Here is a 19,323-nt window from a genome sequence, read left to right on the forward strand (position 1 = left end):
ATGTCTATCGTTTTTATTTATCAAAGAGATACCTGGTTTGACTTACTTTGTTTTTCTTTTTCTTTTTTTTCTCTTTTTATTCTTCTTTCCGCTTTTTCAATAGCCTCTACCAAATCTTTTTGAGTAAATAAATTTAAAGCAACGGGATCTTTTGGATTTAAATTATTATAATTCCAATAACTTTTATTTCTAATTGATGTCACAGAATTTTTAGTAATCCCAACCAATTTTGCTATTTGAGAGTCTTTTAATATGTTGTGATGTTTAATTAACCATAAAGCTGAGTCGGGTTTATCTTGTCTTTTTGATAGAGGGATATATTTCTTTATTTTTTTTTCATTATTTGAAATTTCAATATCACTGCTTTTAATATTTAATGGTCTATTTTCATCTTTTGATGATAGATCAATTTCCTCTCTTGAAAGTTGTCCAGAAATAATTGGGTTATAAGCTTTGATACCTTTTGCAACTTCTCCATCGGCAATCCCTTGAATTTCCACTTCATGCAGTTTACAAAAATCTGCAATTTGCTTGAATGTTAAAGTTGTATTTTCTACTAACCATACGGCAGTTGCCATTGGCATTAAGGGCGCGTTTGACATTTAGCTTTTTTTTTCCGATTTAAAATTTTGAAATTTTTTATTAAATTTACTTATTCTGCCTTTATCCATTAATTTTTGTTTTCCACCAGTCCAGGCAGCGTGAGATTTAGGGTCTATCTCTAATTTTAATACATCCCCCTCGGCACCCCAAGTTGATTTAGTTTCAAATTGAGTACCATCAGTCATCTCAACCTTAATAGTGTGGTAGTTTGGGTGTATGTCTTTTTTCATATCGAGACTTATAGCAAAAGAAACTTAGAACACAATTAAAAGTTCTTTAAATTTTCATGCATTTTATCGTTAATTGCACCACTTGATGCTCGAATATCTATATTATTATGATCGAATTTATTTAAATCATTAACTATCCCACCTGCCTCCTCTACCAATAAGGCTCCAGCTGCTACGTCCCAAATGTTAATTTTATTATGAAAAAAACCATCTAATCTACCTGAAGCTACATAAGCTAAGTCTAGAGCTGCACATCCGCTGTACCTCATATTCAAATTGCTGAATTTGACTCCCTCATGATTACTAGAAAACAAACATTCATCAATCAAGTTTTTATTTGATACTCTTAATCTTTGATTATTTAGATAAGCTCCCTTATTTTTTTCTGCATAAAACATTTCATCTTTAATAGGATCATAAATTAGACCACTAATTATCTGTTTTTTAGATTCAAGAGCTAAACAAATTGCAAAATGAGGAATACCATGTAAAAAATTTGTTGTACCATCTATAGGATCGATAATCCAAATATTATCTTTATCTTTGTTTTCAATTGAACCAACTTCCTCTGATAAAAAAGAATAATTTTTTTTTGTTTTAGAAAGTTCTTCAATAAGAATTTTTTCTACATGTTTGTCAGTTTTTGTAACAAAATCTCGTGGCCCTTTTTTAGATACTTGTAGTTTCTCAACTTCTCCAAAGTCTCTTATGGCAGACTTTGAGGCTTTTTCAGCTGCTTTGATCATAATATTTAAATTTGAGGATATAGATATCATTTTAGATTTTTTTAATGTATTCTAAACTTCTAGTATCAACTAAGATTTCGTCACCTGTTTCAATAAACGGTGGAACTTGAATGTTTAAGCCATTAGCAAGAGTTGCTGGTTTATAAGATGATGACACAGTTTGTCCCTTAAGGGCTGCATCAGTAGTTTCAATTTTACACTGTACTTGGTTAGGTAATTCAATTGATAATGGGTTTTCATTATAAAAGCTTACAGAAACTTGCAGGTTTTCAGTTAAAAGTTTTCCCTTATCTCCTACATTTTCTTTTTTTATTTCTATTTGTTCAAATGTTTTTGGATCCATAAAAAAATAATTAGCTTCATCACTATAAAGATAAATGAAAGCCGTTTCCTCCAATGATGCTTTTTCTACTGTTTCACTTGATCTAAATCTTTCATTTAATTTTGTATTTTTATTTAAACTTTTCATTTCAACTTGAGCAAATGCACCACCTTTTCCTGGTTTTACATGTTGTGTTTTCAAAACTTGCCATAAGTCATTTTTATATTCTAAGAGCATTCCAACTCTTATTTCTCCAGCATTAATTTTCATTTCAATCTTTCTATAGCTTGCAATGGTTTATATTTTTTATTTTTCCAAATGTAGCCTGAAATAGCTAAAAAATTAGCATTATTCAATAACAGATTTTTATAATTAACAGCATTAATTCCACCAATAGCTACCGTTGGAGTTTTAGTAAATTTTTTAATTTTATTTAAAATCTTTATAGAGGCTACATGCTTAGTTTTTTTAGTTTTAGATTGATTAAAAGCACCAAAGGCAATGTAATCAGCTTTTGCGTTAATTGCTTTTTTTGCTAATTTCAAAGAATTATGACAGGTAATTCCTATAATTTTTTTACCAAGTATTTTTTTTGCTATGTTAATATTCATATCTTTTTGACCTAGATGGCAACCATCTGCGTTTAATTTTATAGCAAGCAAAGGATCATCATTAATTATAAATTTTACTTTATTTTTTTTACAAATATTTTTAATTTTTTTTCCAATTATCACTTTCTTATTCTGAGAATAATTTTTAAGTCTAAGCTGAAAAAAACTTACTTTTCCTGTTTTTAAAACTAACTTTAGATTGTTATAGAAAGAATTAGATATCTTGTTAGGAGAAATAAGATAAATAAATTTTTTTTTATTTATTTTCAAGATCGCTAGACCATTTCCCTTGAGCAGCTAAAGTACACATTTTAGCTCTATGATTAAAAGTAGTTTGAGTTGCTTCTACATTTTTAACATCATTAGACCAAATTTTTAAAGCACTTTGCTGAAGAGCTCTTCCATATGAATAGGTCATTATAAAATTTGTATTATTATTTTTATTAATTAAATTTAAATTTTCTGTAGCTTCAATTTCAGATTGCCCTCCAGATAAAAAGGCTATTCCAGGAACTTCATTGGGTACAGAATTTTTAAGGCATTCTAAGGTTTTGATGGAAACTTCTTCATTGGAAATTTTATTTTCTGATGTGCTACCAGGCAAAACCATATTTGGTTTTAATATTATTCCTGAGAGATCAACTTTGTGTAAAATTAGTTCTTCAAAACACTTTTTAATTACCTCTGATGTTTTATTTAAACAGACTTCAGAAGAATGGTTTCCATCCATCAATACCTCAGGTTCTACTATTGGAACCATACCACTTTCTTGAACTAATGCAGAGTACCTAGCTAAGGCATGAGCATTACTACTAATTGCCATTTCGCTTGGATATTTTTCACTAATAGAATAGACAGCTCTCCATTTTGTAAATCTTGCTCCAAGATCATAATATTTTTTTAATCTATCCCTTAGGCCATCTAATCCTTCTGTAATTTTTTCTTTAGGGGAATTTGCTAAATCTTTTGCCCCAGTATCAACTTTAATTCCAGGAACTGTACCTGAACTAGATATTAAATCTGGTATTGATTTTCCTGTGCTCGAAATTTGATTTATGGTTTCATCATAAAGAATAACACCACCTATATAATTCTTCATTCCATCTGATGAAAAAAGAATTTCTCTGAATGAAAGTCTATTTTCTGGAGTTGATTTGACATTTACTGACTCAAGCCTTTTTGTCATAGTTCCATTGCTTTCATCAGCCGCAAGTATGCCTTTGCCATTGGAAATTATTTTAAGTGCAATTTTGTTTAATTCTGACATTTTAGTTTAATGCGTTTATACCAGGAAGGTCTTTACCTTCAAGATATTCTAAAAAAGCTCCACCAGCAGTTGAAACAAAATTAAGCTCATTAACTGCGTTTAAATTATTTAATAAAGAAACTGTGTCCCCACCACCAGCAACTGAAAAAATTTTATTTGCTTTATTATTTTCAATTATTTTTTTTGCTATTTGAATACTTCCATAAGCAAAATTTGGATTTTCAAAATATCCTGCGGGTCCATTCCAAAGTATAGTTTTACTATTATCAATAATTTTTGCTATTTTATCTATAGTTTTTGGACCAATATCTAATATCATTTCATCAGATAATATTTTGTTTAATTCTTTATTTTCAGGAGATCCATTTAAATCTTTAGATACAATCACATCTTCAGGGTATATTAGTTTACATTTTTCTTTTTTTGAAAGAGAGATAATATCTTCAACAATTTTATTGCAATTTTTTTCTTTAATTGATTTACCAACACTATTTCCAAAATATTCTATAAAATTATTAGCCATACCTCCAACAATTATAATATTGTCAAATTTAGGAATTAAATTTTTAATAACATTAATCTTACTTGAAATTTTAGACCCCCCAATAATACAAGTAATTGGTCTTATTATTTCAGAAGTTATTTTATTAAGTGCATTCACTTCTAAGTCTAGCTGTAATCCAGAAAATGAAGGCAAGAACTTTGGAATTTCAAAAATTGAGGCATGAGCTCTATGCGAACAAGAGAAAGCATCATTGACGTACATATCTCCAAGATTTGACAGGAGTTCAGCAAATTTATTGTCATTTTGCTCTTCTTCAGAATAAAATCTAATATTTTCTAAAATAAATATTTCTTCATTAAAGTTATTGAAAAAATTTTTATTTTTTATTTCTTCGATATTTTCATCAATAAGTCTTATTTTTTTCCCTAATTTATTTTGCAATTCTTGGCAAATTGGTTTTAGCGATAGCTCTTTGACAATTTTGCCTTTTGGTCTTCCAACATGAGATAAAATGATAATTTTAGCTTCTTCTTTGATCAAAAAATTTAAAGTAGGAAGAATTTTATCGATTCTTGTTGTGTCTGTTATTTTTCCTTTATCTAATGGAACATTTAAATCTAGTCTTAATAAAATTTTTTTATTCTTTAGATTTTTTTCGTTAATTATACTTCTCATTAAGAGATTTTATGCAAAGTTTCAGCAATATCGCACATTCTGTTAGAAAAGCCCCATTCATTATCATACCAGGCTGTTATTTTACCCATATTAGTTCCAACTACATTTGTTAAAGAAGCATCCACTATTGCAGAAGCAGGATGATGATTAAAATCTATAGATACTAATTTTTCTTGAGTAACTTCTAATATATTTTTTAATTTATTTTTTGACGCTTGTTCAAAGACATTATTAATTTTTTTTATATTAATATCTTTTTTTGTACAAAAAATTAATTCAACAAGAGAAACATTAGGAGTAGGTACTCTCATGGCAACACCTTCCAGTTTTCCTTTGAGGTTCGGTATTATTTCTCCTATTGCTTTCGAAGCTCCTGTTGAAGTAGGAACTATTGATTGACTCGCAGACCTTGCTCTTCTTGGATCTTTGTGAGAATTATCTAAAATTCTTTGATCACTAGTAAATGCATGAATTGTAGTCATAAAACCTTTTTCAATTTCAAAATTTTCATTAAGAACACTTACAACTGGCGCTAGACAATTGGTAGTGCATGAAGCTGCAGATATTATTTTATCATCTTTGGTAATCATATTTTCATTAACACCAAATACTATTGTTTTATCAGCATTTTTACACGGAGCAGATACGATTACCTTTTTTGCACCATTTTCTATATGAGCAAGAAGTTTTTCTTTTGAATTAAATTTTCCAGTACATTCGAAAACATAATCAACATCATGTTTTTTCCAATTTATGTCTTCAATTTTTGTCTCTTGAGAAAATGTAATTTTATTTTTATTAATTATTAAATGATTTGGATCATAATCTAAATCAGCATTTAATTTTCCATGTATAGAATCATATTTGATTAATTTAGAAGTAGTTTCTGAATTTGACCTGTTGTTTATATGATTTATTTTTAAATTTTTATTTTTACTTTCGACAATTGATCTAACAACCATACGACCAATACGTCCCATTCCATTAATTCCAATTTTAATTGTCATTTTATTTATTTAATAATTTTTTAGTGATATTTTTAATGTTTGTACTCTCTAGTCCAAAATATTTGTAAATATCTTTATATGGAGCGCTTTTGCCGAATTCATCAATTCCAAAAGCAATACCGTTATCACCTACATATTTTTTCCAACAATTGCTTGATCCAGCTTCAATGGATATTTTAAATTTTGTTTCTTCTAAAATTTTATTTTTATAAGATTTAGATTGTAATTCAAAAAGTTCCATACAAGGCATTGATATTACTTTGGAATATATTTTATCTTTGGCTAATTTATGGCTAACCTCTAACGCTAGATTAACTTCAGATCCACTCGCTAATATTGTTAGATTAATCTTTTTATTTGTTCTTAAAACCTCATAAGCACCTAATGAGCATAAGTTTTTATTTGGGTATTTTTTTCTTACTGGATTTAAATTTTGTCTTGTTAAAGATAGCACGCTAGGTGTTTTTGAGCTTTTTAATGCATGTTCCCAACATTCGATAGTTTCAATTCTGTCTGCAGGTCTGAATACATTTAGGTTAGGTATAGCACGTAAGCCCGAAAGCTGCTCTATAGGTTGATGGGTAGGGCCATCTTCTCCAAGCCCAATGGAGTCATGGGTCATTACATAAATCACTCTTTTTTTCATCAAAGCAGACAATCTGATTGAAGGTTTGCAATAATCAGAAAATATTAAAAAAGTACCTCCATAAGGAATTAGATTGCTGTGTAGTGCGATACCATTCATAACCCCACTCATTGCGTGTTCTCTCACTCCGTAGTGAATGTAGTCACCAGTAAAATCTCCAGGTTTAATTATTTTATGGTTTTTGGTTTTTGTATTATTTGATCCCGCTAAATCAGCAGAGCCACCAATTAAATTATTTTTTTGTCTTGTTAATGCATTCAATGTCATTTCTGAACATTTTCTAGTAGCTAAACTTTTTGGTTCTTTTATTGCATTCTCTTTTTCTTTCTTAAGCACCGTAGTAAAGTTATTTTTTAAAGTTTGGTTAAATTTTATTTTTTTTCTTTTTAATGCTTTGTTCCATTTTTTTTCTAAAATTTCACCTCTTTGGCCAATTTTTCTCCATTCATTTAAAATTTTATTTGGGATAACAAAAGGTTTGGTTTTCCAATTTAAGGCTTTTCTTACAAGCTTGATTTCATCTACTCCTAATGGACTTCCATGGGATGATGCTTTTCCTGATTTATTCGGTGAACCATATCCGATCTTTGTTTTACAAGAAATCACAGTAGGTTTTTTAGCTTTTTGAACTTTTTTTAGTGCTTTAAAAATTTCATTATCATTGTGACCGTTGATGGAAATATAATCCCAACCATATCCTTCAAATCTTTTTTTAAAATTATCTGAAACTGCGAGATTTGTTGGACCATCAATTGAAATTGAATTGTTATCAAATAGCATAACTAAATTTTTAAGTTTTAAATGTCCCGCTAAACTCATCGCTTCATGACTTATTCCTTCCATTAAGCATCCATCTCCAGCTAAAACATAAGTTTTGTGATTAATTAAATCTTTACCTAATTTATTTTTTAAAATTTCTTCAGCTATTGCAAAACCAACTGCATTAGATATGCCTTGTCCAAGAGGACCTGTTGTAGTTTCAATACCTGTTTTTGGATGATATTCAGGATGTCCAGCACAAATAGAATTAAGCTGCCTAAATTTTTTAATATTATTAATTGATATGCTTTTATATCCAGTTAGGTAAAGCAAAGAATATAATAGCATAGAACCATGACCAGCAGACAAAACAAATCTGTCTCTGTTTAACCAATCAGGATTCTTTGGATTAAATCTTAAAAATTTTTTGAATAACACTGTTGCAACATCTGCCATACCCATTGGCATTCCTGGGTGACCTGAATTTGCTTTTTGAACAGCATCAATCGATAAAAATCTGATGCAATTGGCCAAATCATTGTGTAGTTTTCTCAAAATTATCCTGACTAGACTAAGAAGAATCTATTTAATAATATAAACATATATATATGAATTCTATAAACGAAAAAGAAAAAAAATTAAATATTGCATTAGAGGAATTAAAAAATTTAGATCTAACAAATCCTGAATTACAAAAAAATATCGAAAATTTAAGCACAAAACAAAATCAATTAGAAATTGAAAAAACACAGATTGAAGAAAAATATAAAACGTTACTCGAGGAACATGAAAACCTATCAAAAAAACTTGAGGATTTAAAAAATAAAGAAAAACTGGAAGAAAGAAAACAAATTGAATTTTCTGAAAAAATTGACGAACTTAATCAAGAAACTGACACACTATTGGATGAAATAGATAAATGGCAAATGTAAGTATAAAATTTAACAATAAAGAGTTTTTGCTCGCTTGTGAAGATGGACAAGAGGAGCACTTAGAAGAATTGTTAATTCAGATTAACAAAAAGTTTAATAATTTAAAAAATGATTTGGGAAATCTAGGTGAAAATAAATTATTACTAATTACAGCTGTAAAAATAATGGATGAATATTACGAAACTAAGAAAAAAGTAGATCAAAAAAAAGAAGAATTAAATGATCTATCAAAAAAATTTAAAGAACTAAAATCTCTAATTTACGATTATAGGAACACAAAAGAATCTGAAATTGAAAAACTAAATATTGATCACGAAAATTTGAAACAAGAAATTGACGATAATCAAAAAAAATACGAAAATTTAATTGATGAGGCTGCTGATCAAATATCAAATTTTGTAAAAAAAGCAAAATTAGAAAATATTTCAAAGTAGGTCTGTGAGTAAATCTAAGCTAAGACGTAAAATTTTAAATCTTAGAAAAAAAAATTCGAATAAAAAACTTAGTCTCAATTCTCACAGAATTTATCGATTTTTAAAAAAAAATAAAATTAATTTCAAAAATGTAGGAGGGTATTACCCTTGTAATCATGAGATTGATGACTTGGATATGCTTTATTTTTTAAGAAACAAAAAGGCAAATATTTCCTTACCAATAATTAGAGAAAATAACCAAATGGATTTTTTTGAATGGACAAATAAAGATCCTTTAAAAATTAATAAGTATGGAATTGCTGAGCCAACTTTAGGAAAGAAAATTTACCCAGATATAATATTTGTTCCTTTAGTAGCTTATGATGATGATTTGAATAGATTAGGCTATGGTGGAGGATTTTATGATCGTTATTTAGAAAAAGTATCTAAAATTAAAAAAATATTTAAAATTGGATTAGGATTTTCATACCAGGAGATAAAAAAAATACCTATCAATAAGTATGATAAGAAACTTGATTTAATAATAACCGAGAAAAAAATTATACAATGAGAATTTTATTTTTAGGAGATGTTGTTGGAATTTCAGGATGTTCTAAATTAACAAGTAATTTATTAAATGAAATTGATAAAAACAAAATCGATTTTGTAATAGTAAACGGTGAAAATGCAGCAGTTCAAGGTGTGGGGCTAACTAAAGAAATTTGTAAGGATTTTTTTAATTGTGGAGTTGATGTTATTACAACCGGCAATCATGTTTGGGATCAAAAAGAAATTATGGAATTTATTGATAAAGAAGAAAGATTATTAAGACCTAAAAATTTATTTGAGCCTGCACCAGGAAAAGGTTTTCAGATTTATAAAACAAAGAATGATATAAAAATTGGAGTTCTTAATTTGATGGGTAACGTTTTTATGAAAAAGTGTGAAGATGTTTTTGAAGTTTCTCAAAAATTTTTAAAAGAAAATGAAATAAAAAAAGATTTTGATTTACTTGTAGTTGATTTTCATGGTGAAATTACTAGCGAAAAAAATGCTATAGGACATCTATTTGATGGAAAGGCAACTCTCGTGGTTGGAACCCATACTCATATTCCAACAAATGATGCCAGAATACTTAATAATGGCACTGGATATCAAACCGATGCAGGCATGTGTGGGGATTATGACTCAGTGATTGGAATGAATAAAGAAAATTCCTTGAATAGATTTTTAAAAAAGAATTCAGTGAAACACTTTCCCGCTACTGGAGATGCTACTTTGTCTGGTGTTATAGTAGATTGTGATATAAAAACAGGTTTAGCAATAGACATCAAAAGCTATGTATACGGAGATCAACTAAAAAATATTTAAAGATCATGGCAGGTCATTCACATTGGGCAGGAATAAAACATAAAAAAGGTAAAGCTGATAAGCAAAGATCAAAGATATTTTCAAAATTATCTAAAGAGATTACTGTTGCAGCGAAACTTGGTGACAAAGATCCAGCAATGAACCCTAGACTAAGATCTGCAGTACAGGCTGCTAGATCTGCAAATATGCCTAAAGATAATATTGAAAGAGCAATAGATAAATCTTCTGCAGCTACAGGAGCAAATTTTGAAAATTTAAGATACGAGGGGTTTGGACCAGAAAAGATTGCTGTTATAGTTGAAACTTTAACAGACAACAAAAATAGGACCGCATCAAATATTAGAACTATTTTTCAAAAAAGTGGTGGGAGTTTAGGAACACAAGGTTCAGCATCTCACAATTTTCAACAATTAGGTATAATCAAAATTGATAAAAAAGAGATATCTGATGAAAATATTTTAGATTTAGCGATCGAGTCTGGAGCTGATGAATGTTTTTCTTATGAGGATTATCATGAGGTCCAGTGTCAAATGAGTGAAATATATAATGTAAAAAAAAATCTTGAGAAAATTATTGCGAATTTTATTTCTACAGAAATTGAATGGGTCCCATTAAATAGTGTTGAGGTAAATAAAGAAAATAAAGATAATGTCGTAGATTTTTTAGAAACTCTTGAGGAAGATGACGATGTTCAGAACGTTTATTCAAACCTTAATTTAGGTGGTATTTAATGATGATTATTGGAATTGATCCAGGCATCTCAGGTTCAATCTGTTTTTTTCAAGATGGTATAATTAAAGATGTAATTGAAATGCCAACCATGACAGATGGCAAGAAGAATAAAAGACAAGTAAATGGTGCTCAAATATTTAATGAAATTAGTGAAAGGATAAACAAATTTGATAAAAAAAACATAAAAGTTGTAATTGAACAAGTTTCTGCAATGCCTGGACAAGGCGTTACCAGTATGTTTAATTTTGGTCAATCTTTTGGTATTTTAAAAGGAATATGCAGTGCAATGCATTTACCTGTTTATTATGTTAGGCCTGCTAAGTGGAAAAAATATTTTAACCTTATTAATTCAGAAAAAGATGCAAGTAGAACAAGAGCTATTGAAATTTTTCCATATTTTTCATCACAATTGTCAAAAAAGAAAGATAATAACAAGGCAGATGCAATACTAATAGCCAGTTTTTTCTACGAAACTTATCAAAAAGAAGAATAATCAATTCAAATTAAAAGACAAAATCATGACACATTTACGTGTGATGAGTAATCATGGAAGCAGATATAGCAGCAAAAGCAGTTGAATTAGGAACAAATACTGATTTTTCACTATTCAGTTTATTTTTTAGAGCAGACATAATTGTTAAGTCTGTAATGATTATATTAATATTGTGCTCAATATATTCTTGGGCTGTAATTATTGAAAAGTTTCGTTTGTTTAAAAAAATAACTAAATCCTCAGAAGAATTCGAAGAAAAATTTTGGAATTCTAAATCTGCTGAAACTTTTTACAATAATTTACCTAGCAAACTTGAGGATCCAATGTCACTTGTGTTTCAAGATGCAATGGAAGGATTGCTTAAAAAAAAATCAAGAACTAACATTAGTGAGAGAATGAGCGCGTCTCTCGAGGCTGGTATTGAAAAACAAATGACAAAAATTGAAAAAGGCTTTACTTTTTTGGCAACAGTAGGTTCAACAGCACCATTTATTGGATTGTTTGGAACTGTTTGGGGAATTATGAATTCTTTTCAGTCTATAGCTATTTCAAGAAACACAAGTCTTGCGATAGTTGCGCCGGGAATAGCCGAAGCTTTATTTGCAACTGCACTTGGTCTGTTAGCCGCAATACCAGCAGTAGTTGCCTACAACAAATTCAATAATGACGCTAAAAAATATTCTGAAAAATTAGAAAACTTCTCTAAAAGATTTTTAACAATCATCTAACAAATGGCTTTCAAATTTAATCGCTCATCAAAAGAACCTATGAGTGAAATAAATGTTACTCCATTCGTAGATGTTATGTTGGTATTATTAATTATATTTATGGTAACAGCACCATTGTTAACGGTAGGCGTTCAAGTTGATTTACCAGAAAGTTCGGCAGACTCTTTACCAGAAGAAACAGAACCTTTAACACTGTCAATTAACGCAAAAGGTGAAATTTTTATTCAAGAAGCAAAAGTTGAATACGATAATATTATTGCGAAAGTTTTAGCGGTTTCAAAAAATAGAACTGATACCAGAATTTATGTTAGAGGTGACAAAACTATAAATTATGGAAGAGTTTTAGAAATTATGGGATTACTATCAGGGTCTGGTTTTACTAAAGTAGCATTGATTTCAGAACCGTATAAGCAAAGGTAATTAAAGTGAATAGAAGTTTAATTATTTCTTCTGTTTTACATGCTTTGTTGATTTTCATTACAGCTATGAGTTTACCCTTTTTGGCAAAGAAACCACTTGATATTCCACCAATAGTATCAGTTGAGTTAATTCAAATAGCAGAAAAAACCAATATTCCATTTGCACCTAAGGCTAAAAAAATAATTGAGAAAGTAAAAGAGAAAGAAAAAAAACTTGTTTCAGAACAAGCTCCACCAAAAAAAGTTGAAAAAACTAAAACAAAAACAGTCCTAGCTCCTGATCAAAATAATAAAAAAATTGAAAATGAAACACCTGAGGCAATTCCACTTCCAGAAAAAACTTTAAAAAAGGTTGAAACAAAAGAAGAAAAAAAACAAAATCCTGAAAAAGTAGATGATGAAGTTAAACAAGTATCAGAATTTGAAAAAAAAGATTTGTTTGATCCAAATAATATTGCCGCTTTAATTGATAAATCAAAAGAAGAGAGTGCAGAAGTTTTAAAAACAAATGATGACATTACTCAAGATCAAGAAAGAAATGTAGAAAACACAGGTCTTACACTAAGCGAAGAGGATGCTCTTAAGGCACAAATATTTGGGTGCTGGAGTATTCCATTAGGATTACCATACAATGAAAATTTGTTGGTAAGAATAAAGTTAAAATTAAAACCTGATGGAACAGTATCAAAAACAGAAATTTTGGACCATGCAAGAATGAATAAACCAGGCCAAGGATTTTACAAGGTTTTAGCAGAAAGTGCTTTGAGAGCTGTCAAGTTATGCCAACCATTAAGAGTTCCAACAACTGGATATGAAAGATGGAAAGAATTACAATTAAATTTTGATGCAAGAGAGATGCTAGAAGGGTAGTATATTTAAATGACAAAAAAAATTTTAATATTATTATTTATATTAATACCTATCAAAGCAAATGCTTTAATTGAAGTTGATATAACTAGGGGAAATTTAAATCCACTTCCATTAGCAGTTTCTCCCCTATCAATTGATGAAGAGTCTAGAAAAGGTTTTGAAAAAATACTTAAAAAAGAAAATATTGGCTCGGAGATATCAAATATCGTTGAGAATAATTTAAGAACCTCGGGATTATTTAATCCTCTAGACAAAAAGGCTTTTTTACAAGCTCCTGATATTGCAAATTTAAAACCAAGATTTGAAGATTGGAATTTAATTAAAGCTCAAGCACTTATTACTGGCAAAGTAAATTATGTTGACGATAAATTAAGAGTTGAGTTTCGATTATGGGACGTTTTAGCTGCTAAAGAAATGATGGCTTTAGCTTTTACCACAGTTCCTAACAATTGGAGAAGAGTAGGGCATATTATTTCTGATAAGGTTTACGAAAGGCTGACTGGAGAAAAAGGTTATTTTGATACAAGAATAATTTATGTCTCAGAAGAAGGACCAAAAACACAAAGAATAAAAAAATTAGCAATCATGGATCAAGACGGAGCTAACAATAAATTTTTGACATTAGGGAATGAGTTAGTTTTAACACCAAGATTTAATCCAGCAAGTCAAATGGTAACCTATTTGTCATACTTTAAAAATATGCCAAGGGTTTATTTATTAGATATAGAAACTGGTACACAAGAGGTAGTTGGAGATTTTCCTGGAATGACGTTTGCACCACGTTTTTCACCTGATGGTAAAAAAATAATTATGAGTTTTGCTAAAGATGGAAAGTCAGATATTTACACTATGGATTTAGAAAATAGAATTGTAGAAAAAATTACCAATCATCCATCAATTGACACTTCTCCATCTTATTCTCCTGATGGAAAATATATTACATTTAATTCTGATAGAAGTGGTTATCAGCAAATTTATGTAATGAAGAATGATGGAAGTGATGTAAAAAGAATTTCTTTTGGTAACGGTTTATATGGAACACCTGTATGGTCTCCAAGAGGAGATTTAATTGCATTTACAAAATTACATAAAGGTAAATTTTATATAGGTGTAATGAGAACCGATGGTAGTGGTGAAAGGTTGTTAACAGAAAATTATTATCAAGAAGCACCTTCTTGGTCTCCAAATGGAAGGGTATTAATATTTTATAGAGAGACAAAAACTAACTCCAAGGGAGAAGGTTTTTCTGCAAAATTGTGGTCTATAGATTTAACTGGTTATAATGAACGGCAAATAAAGACACCGACAGATGCTTCAGACCCATCATGGTCATCTTTATTAAGTAATTAAAGATTAATTTTTCTAAATTTCTTGATTTTTAGACTTGAAACCTCTATTTAGTTGTGAAAAAGTTAAGAAATTGAAATTAGCAGCAAGGAGCAATTTAATGAAATTAAACAAAATTTTAAAAAACACACTTTTAGTATTAACAGCTTGCCTGGTGCTATCTGCATGTGCAACTAAAAAAGAAGTGGCAACAGACATTCAAGGTCAAATGCAAGGTGATGTTTACACAGGAACAGACACAGTTGAATATTTAGCTGATGGTGTTCCAGACAGAGTTTTCTTTGCAACAAATGAGTCGATATTAACAACTGCATCAAGAGAAACTTTAAGAGCCCAAGCAGCTTGGTTAAGAAAGAATCCAAACATAAACGTAGTTCTTGAAGGTCATGCTGACGAAAGAGGAACAAGAGAATATAACTTGGCTCTTGGTGAAAGAAGAGCAAATGCAGCTAAAGACTATTTAATGACTTACGGAATATCTTCTGACAGAATTACAGTATTAAGTTATGGTAAAGAGAGACCAGTTGACTCTGGTTCAAACCCATTGGCTTGGTCAAAAAACAGAAGATCAGTAACTGTTAAAGCAAATTAATTATTTAAAATCTAAGACCCTAAAACCTTTATTGGATTTAGGGTCTTTTTTTTGCCATTTTTATAATCATAAATCTAATTTAAATGATGCTCATATTTAAATTAGTAATTTTAAAATTATTTTTAATTTTAAATTGGGTGTTTATTAATATTTCTTTTGCAGATAACCATAATATTTATGAAACATTAGAAATAATAAAAAATGATCTTAAAACACTCGAAAGAGCAGTTTACTCTGGATCTATAGAAGTAAAAGCAAGTACTAATGATAGTTCGGTTTCAAACTTAGACCAAAACTCAGAAGATGTTTTAACTAGACATTTATTAAAATTGTCAGAAGTTGAGGATCAGTTTAGAGAACTAACTAATAAATTTGAAGAAATAAATTTTAAGTTGGATAAATTATCTACTCGTGTTTCAAAAATTCAAGCAGATAACCAAATAAGATTTCAAGATATAGAGACAAACATTAGCTCTGTAAATATAAGTAGCGAGGAAAATCAATTAAGTTCAAAACCAAAGACTGATGAACAAAAAATTTTACCTGGTAGTTCACAGCCCCAAGATTTAGGAACAATTTCATATAAAGATACGGAGACAAAGGAAACATCACAACAAATTCAATCTGTAGATACTACAGCTTCAATTGTAACAGAAACTTTTCAGTCTGAAGAAAAAATACTTCCTCAAGATTTAAATCCAGTGGAGCAATATGAATTTGCAACAAGTTTTTTAAAAGTTGGAGACTACAGTACAGCGGAAAGAGCTTTTAGAGAATTTGTTCTTTCTAATGCCGATCATGAGTTAGCGGGTAGTGCACAATACTGGTATGCAGAAACATTCAGAATTAGACAATTATATACTGATGCAGCTTCTGCTTATTTAGAGGGTTACCAAAAATATCCTAAAGGAAAAAAAGCTCCAATTAATCTATTAAAACTTGGAGTATCAATGGTTCAAATTGGTGAAAAAGACCAAGGATGTAAAATGATAAATGGTGTAGAATTACAATATCCTAATGCAAATCAGTCTGTAATACAAAAAGCAAAATATGAGTCCAAAAAATTTGAATGTATCAAACAAGACTCATAAGTTTTTATTAAATCAATTAAAAGATAAACAAACTTCTAAAATTTATAAAAAATTTGAAAAAAATTTTAGATTAAATGAGGATTTTATAGTTGCAGTTTCTGGTGGACCAGACAGTCTAGCTTTATGTTTTTTATCAAAAATTTATTCGATTAAAAAACATCTAAAAGTAACATATTTTCACGTTGATCATAAACTTAGAAATAATTCAACAAAAGAGGCAAAATTTGTAAAATTACTTTTAAAAAAATTGTCTACTAATCTTGAGATTTTAACCTGGGTTGGAAAAAAACCAAAAAGCAACATCCAATCTATTGCAAGAGATAAAAGATATGAACTTATGTTAAATAAGGCAAAAAAATTAAAAATAAATAATATTTTATTAGGCCATCATAAGGATGATTTAATAGAGAATTTTTTTATTAGAATTTTAAGAGGCAGTGGTTTAAATGGTATGGTGTCATTTGATCAAAGAACTAAGTTAAAAAATATTAATTTGATTAGACCTTTATTAAAATTTTCTAAAAAAAATTTAGAATATATCACCAAAAAAGTTTTTAAAAATTATGTTGAAGATCCCTCTAATAAAAATGATCAATTTAAAAGAGTAAAAATTAGAAATTTTATAAAAAACTTGGAATTAGAGGGATTAGATAATGATAAATTTTATCTAACTATTAAAAACTTAAGATTTGCAAATGAGTCAATTAAATACTTTGTAGAAAAAAATTTAAAAGACAATTCAACAATTTTAAATATTAATGGGTTTGTTATTTTGAATAAAAATTTTTTTCTTCAGCCAGAGGAAGTAGTTTTTAGGTCTTTCACCGAGGTGCTAAAAAGTGTTGGTAAAAAATACTATCCAGTAAGAGGAAAAAAAATTGAAAAATTAATTTATAAAATTAAAAATGATAACTCACTCATGACTACTTTAGGAAACTGTGTAATAAAGAAGGTAAATAACTCAGTTATAGTATCAAAAGAGCGTTAAAGTTGATGAAATAACTGATATTTTGTCACTTGTTAATTTAATAATAATTCTTATTTTAAACATATGAATTTAAAAAATCTTGCAATGTGGGGGATAATAGTTTTCTTAACTATAGGTCTTTATAACATGTTTAAAAACCCACAGTCTAATGTTAGAGGTGGAAATCAAATAATATTTTCAGATTTTTTAAATTCAGTTGAAGATGGTGAAGTTCTAAAAGTTGAGATTCAAGGAAATAACATCAAAGGCACTTATTCGAATGGAAATTCTTTTTCAACTTATGCTCCTAATGATCCAAATCTTATAGAAAAATTATCAGAGAAAGGTGTGAGTATTTCAGCAGCACCTTTAGATGAAAAAATGCCCTCATTGTTTGGTGTACTCTTATCATGGTTTCCTATGTTACTGCTTATTGCAGTATGGATTTTCTTTATGAGACAAATGCAAGGTGGCAAAGGTGGAGCAATGGGATTTGGAAAATCAAAAGCTAAAATGATGAATGAATTAAAAGGAAAGGTTACTTTTAATGATGTTGCTGGTGTAGAGGAAGCTAAAGAAGAAGTTGAAGAAATGGTAGAGTTCCTAAAAGACCCAAAAAAATTTAGTAGGTTGGGTGGTAAAATTCCAAGAGGAGCTTTACTTGTTGGACCCCCGGGAACTGGTAAAACTTTATTAGCTAGGGCAATTGCGGGTGAAGCAGGTGTTCCGTTTTTCACTATTTCAGGTTCTGATTTTGTTGAGATGTTCGTTGGAGTAGGAGCATCTAGAGTAAGAGACATGTTTGAACAAGGTAAAAAAAATTCTCCATGTATTATTTTTATAGATGAGATAGATGCTGTTGGAAGAAGTAGAGGTGCAGGTCTAGGGGGTGGAAATGATGAGAGAGAACAAACCTTAAACCAGCTGTTAGTTGAAATGGATGGTTTTGATACAAATGAAGGTGTAATCATTATAGCTGCAACAAACAGACCAGATGTGCTTGATCCAGCTTTACTAAGACCAGGAAGGTTTGATAGACAGGTAGTAGTTTCAAACCCAGATATAATAGGAAGAGAAAAAATTTTAAAAGTTCATGTAAAAAAAATAAAAATGGCGCCAGATGTTAATTTAAGAACAATTGCAAGAGGTACGCCAGGATTTTCAGGTGCTGATCTTGCAAATATAGTTAATGAAGCAGCTTTGTTAGCAGCGAGAAAAAATAAAAGGATAGTTACATTGTTAGAATTTGAGGAAGCAAAAGATAAAGTTATGATGGGTGCTGAAAGACGTTCAATGGTCATGACAGAAGATGAGAAAAAACTAACTGCATATCATGAAGGTGGACATGCTCTGGTGTCGTTTAATATGCCAAGTTATGATCCAATTCATAAAGCAACTATTATACCAAGAGGAAGAGCTCTTGGAATGGTAATGAACTTACCTGAAAGAGATAAACACGGTTACTCAATAAAATATCTTAAAGCGAGACTAGCTGTTTGTTTTGGAGGAAGAGTGGCTGAAGAATTAATTTTTGGAAAAGATAACATATCTACAGGAGCAGGTGGAGGAAATGGGTCTGATATTAACCAAGCTACACAGTTAGCAAGAGCAATGGTGACAAAATATGGAATGAGTGAAGAAATGGGTCCAGTTGAATATGGGGAAAACCAAGAAGAAGTGTTTTTGGGAAGATCAGTTACTCAAACTCAATCTGTATCAGAGGAAGTTGCTCAGAAAATTGATAAAGAAATAAGAAAGCTTGTAGACGAAGGATATAATAAAGCTAAGGAAATTTTGACAGAAAAAATAGATGATCTACATAAAATTGCAAAAGCTCTAATAACTTATGAGACTTTAACTGGTGAAGAAATAGAGAATATAATTAATAAAAATTTATATCCTAAAGATAAAATTTTAGATGATCCAGAATCAAAAGATGATCAAGATTCAGCTTTGGGTGCAATGGGTTTGAAACCAAAAATTGTTCATTAATAAAT

The 19,323-nt window shown here is 29.5% G+C and carries 23 protein-coding genes; 14 read left to right on the forward strand and 9 right to left on the reverse strand.

The features are described 5' to 3' along the window. Window positions 1-20 precede the first annotated feature (20 nt). From ACTT88_RS00830 to tkt, 9 genes are read right to left on the reverse strand one after another with little or no spacing between them, the layout of a single operon-like run. Window positions 21-602, reverse strand: a complete 582-nt coding sequence (locus ACTT88_RS00830; RefSeq protein ID WP_440907496.1) for a cell cycle transcriptional regulator TrcR — start codon at window positions 600-602, stop codon at window positions 21-23. Beyond that, complete coding sequence (gene rpmE, locus ACTT88_RS00835; protein ID WP_440907497.1) at window positions 603-833, reverse strand: 50S ribosomal protein L31; 231 nt, start codon at window positions 831-833, stop codon at window positions 603-605. Window positions 834-868: 35 nt separating this feature from the next. Then, on the reverse strand, window positions 869-1,609 hold the full coding sequence (locus tag ACTT88_RS00840) for an inositol monophosphatase family protein (protein WP_440907498.1): 741 nt from the start codon (window positions 1,607-1,609) through the stop codon (window positions 869-871). A 1-nt stretch (window position 1,610) separates the two neighbouring features. Continuing rightward, window positions 1,611-2,171 (reverse strand): elongation factor P, encoded by a 561-nt coding sequence (gene efp / locus ACTT88_RS00845; RefSeq protein ID WP_440907499.1) that lies wholly within the window; start codon window positions 2,169-2,171, stop codon window positions 1,611-1,613. Continuing rightward, entirely contained in the window at window positions 2,168-2,782 is a 615-nt protein-coding gene (gene thiE / locus ACTT88_RS00850) for a thiamine phosphate synthase (RefSeq protein ID WP_440907500.1), read from the reverse strand. Before thiE ends, efp begins: the two co-directional genes overlap by 4 nt. Further along, window positions 2,769-3,779: a class I fructose-bisphosphate aldolase gene (locus ACTT88_RS00855; RefSeq protein WP_440907501.1), complete on the reverse strand. Its 1,011-nt coding sequence runs from the start codon at window positions 3,777-3,779 to the stop codon at window positions 2,769-2,771. Before ACTT88_RS00855 ends, thiE begins: the two co-directional genes overlap by 14 nt. A gap of 1 nt (window position 3,780) precedes the next feature. After that, a complete protein-coding gene (locus ACTT88_RS00860; protein ID WP_440907502.1) occupies window positions 3,781-4,959 on the reverse strand; it encodes a phosphoglycerate kinase in 1,179 nt (392 codons plus the stop codon). Further along, window positions 4,959-5,966: a type I glyceraldehyde-3-phosphate dehydrogenase gene (gene gap / locus ACTT88_RS00865; RefSeq protein WP_440907503.1), complete on the reverse strand. Its 1,008-nt coding sequence runs from the start codon at window positions 5,964-5,966 to the stop codon at window positions 4,959-4,961. The genes ACTT88_RS00860 and gap overlap by 1 nt, the downstream gene beginning before the upstream one ends. Before the next feature lies 1 nt (window position 5,967). Continuing rightward, the gene (tkt, locus tag ACTT88_RS00870) at window positions 5,968-7,926 is read right to left on the reverse strand and encodes a transketolase (protein WP_440907504.1); all 1,959 of its coding nucleotides are present in this window, start codon (window positions 7,924-7,926) and stop codon (window positions 5,968-5,970) included. Between the two features lie 53 nt (window positions 7,927-7,979). On the opposite strand from tkt, the gene ACTT88_RS00875 reads away from it, so the two are divergent. The 14 genes from ACTT88_RS00875 (at window position 7,980) to ftsH (ending at window position 19,318) form a co-directional block, all read left to right on the forward strand. After that, a complete protein-coding gene (locus tag ACTT88_RS00875; protein WP_145596148.1) occupies window positions 7,980-8,303 on the forward strand; it encodes a 5-formyltetrahydrofolate cyclo-ligase in 324 nt (107 codons plus the stop codon). After that, a complete protein-coding gene (zapA, locus tag ACTT88_RS00880; protein WP_440907505.1) occupies window positions 8,291-8,737 on the forward strand; it encodes a cell division protein ZapA in 447 nt (148 codons plus the stop codon). Before ACTT88_RS00875 ends, zapA begins: the two co-directional genes overlap by 13 nt. A 4-nt stretch (window positions 8,738-8,741) precedes the next feature. Further along, window positions 8,742-9,287 (forward strand): 5-formyltetrahydrofolate cyclo-ligase, encoded by a 546-nt coding sequence (locus ACTT88_RS00885; protein ID WP_440907506.1) that lies wholly within the window; start codon window positions 8,742-8,744, stop codon window positions 9,285-9,287. Further along, a complete protein-coding gene (locus ACTT88_RS00890; RefSeq protein ID WP_440907507.1) occupies window positions 9,284-10,087 on the forward strand; it encodes a TIGR00282 family metallophosphoesterase in 804 nt (267 codons plus the stop codon). Before ACTT88_RS00885 ends, ACTT88_RS00890 begins: the two co-directional genes overlap by 4 nt. Window positions 10,088-10,092: 5 nt before the next feature. Further along, complete coding sequence (locus tag ACTT88_RS00895; RefSeq protein ID WP_440907508.1) at window positions 10,093-10,818, forward strand: YebC/PmpR family DNA-binding transcriptional regulator; 726 nt, start codon at window positions 10,093-10,095, stop codon at window positions 10,816-10,818. Further along, window positions 10,818-11,312 (forward strand): crossover junction endodeoxyribonuclease RuvC, encoded by a 495-nt coding sequence (locus ACTT88_RS00900; RefSeq protein WP_145596142.1) that lies wholly within the window; start codon window positions 10,818-10,820, stop codon window positions 11,310-11,312. Before ACTT88_RS00895 ends, ACTT88_RS00900 begins: the two co-directional genes overlap by 1 nt. Window positions 11,313-11,365: 53 nt before the next feature. Continuing rightward, the gene (gene tolQ, locus ACTT88_RS00905) at window positions 11,366-12,040 is read left to right on the forward strand and encodes a protein TolQ (protein ID WP_440907509.1); all 675 of its coding nucleotides are present in this window, start codon (window positions 11,366-11,368) and stop codon (window positions 12,038-12,040) included. 3 nt (window positions 12,041-12,043) lie between these two features. Continuing rightward, on the forward strand, window positions 12,044-12,460 hold the full coding sequence (gene tolR, locus ACTT88_RS00910; protein WP_023854310.1) for a protein TolR: 417 nt from the start codon (window positions 12,044-12,046) through the stop codon (window positions 12,458-12,460). Window positions 12,461-12,465: 5 nt separating this feature from the next. Beyond that, window positions 12,466-13,329 carry a cell envelope biogenesis protein TolA gene (locus tag ACTT88_RS00915; protein WP_440907510.1) on the forward strand — a complete coding sequence of 288 codons (864 nt, stop codon included), beginning with the start codon at window positions 12,466-12,468 and terminating at the stop codon, window positions 13,327-13,329. 9 nt (window positions 13,330-13,338) lie between these two features. Continuing rightward, on the forward strand, window positions 13,339-14,679 hold the full coding sequence (tolB, locus tag ACTT88_RS00920; protein ID WP_440643767.1) for a Tol-Pal system beta propeller repeat protein TolB: 1,341 nt from the start codon (window positions 13,339-13,341) through the stop codon (window positions 14,677-14,679). 97 nt (window positions 14,680-14,776) lie between these two features. After that, on the forward strand, window positions 14,777-15,268 hold the full coding sequence (gene pal, locus ACTT88_RS00925; protein WP_440907511.1) for a peptidoglycan-associated lipoprotein Pal: 492 nt from the start codon (window positions 14,777-14,779) through the stop codon (window positions 15,266-15,268). An 86-nt stretch (window positions 15,269-15,354) separates the two neighbouring features. Next, window positions 15,355-16,359, forward strand: a complete 1,005-nt coding sequence (ybgF, locus tag ACTT88_RS00930) for a tol-pal system protein YbgF (RefSeq protein ID WP_440907512.1) — start codon at window positions 15,355-15,357, stop codon at window positions 16,357-16,359. Next, window positions 16,319-17,347, forward strand: a complete 1,029-nt coding sequence (tilS, locus tag ACTT88_RS00935; RefSeq protein ID WP_440907513.1) for a tRNA lysidine(34) synthetase TilS — start codon at window positions 16,319-16,321, stop codon at window positions 17,345-17,347. Before ybgF ends, tilS begins: the two co-directional genes overlap by 41 nt. A gap of 63 nt (window positions 17,348-17,410) precedes the next feature. Further along, a complete protein-coding gene (ftsH, locus tag ACTT88_RS00940) occupies window positions 17,411-19,318 on the forward strand; it encodes an ATP-dependent zinc metalloprotease FtsH (RefSeq protein ID WP_440907514.1) in 1,908 nt (635 codons plus the stop codon). Window positions 19,319-19,323 lie beyond the last annotated feature (5 nt).

It is taken from the genome of Candidatus Pelagibacter sp., from assembly GCF_052046145.1.
In the GTDB taxonomy this organism is placed as follows: Bacteria; Pseudomonadota; Alphaproteobacteria; order Pelagibacterales; family Pelagibacteraceae; genus Pelagibacter.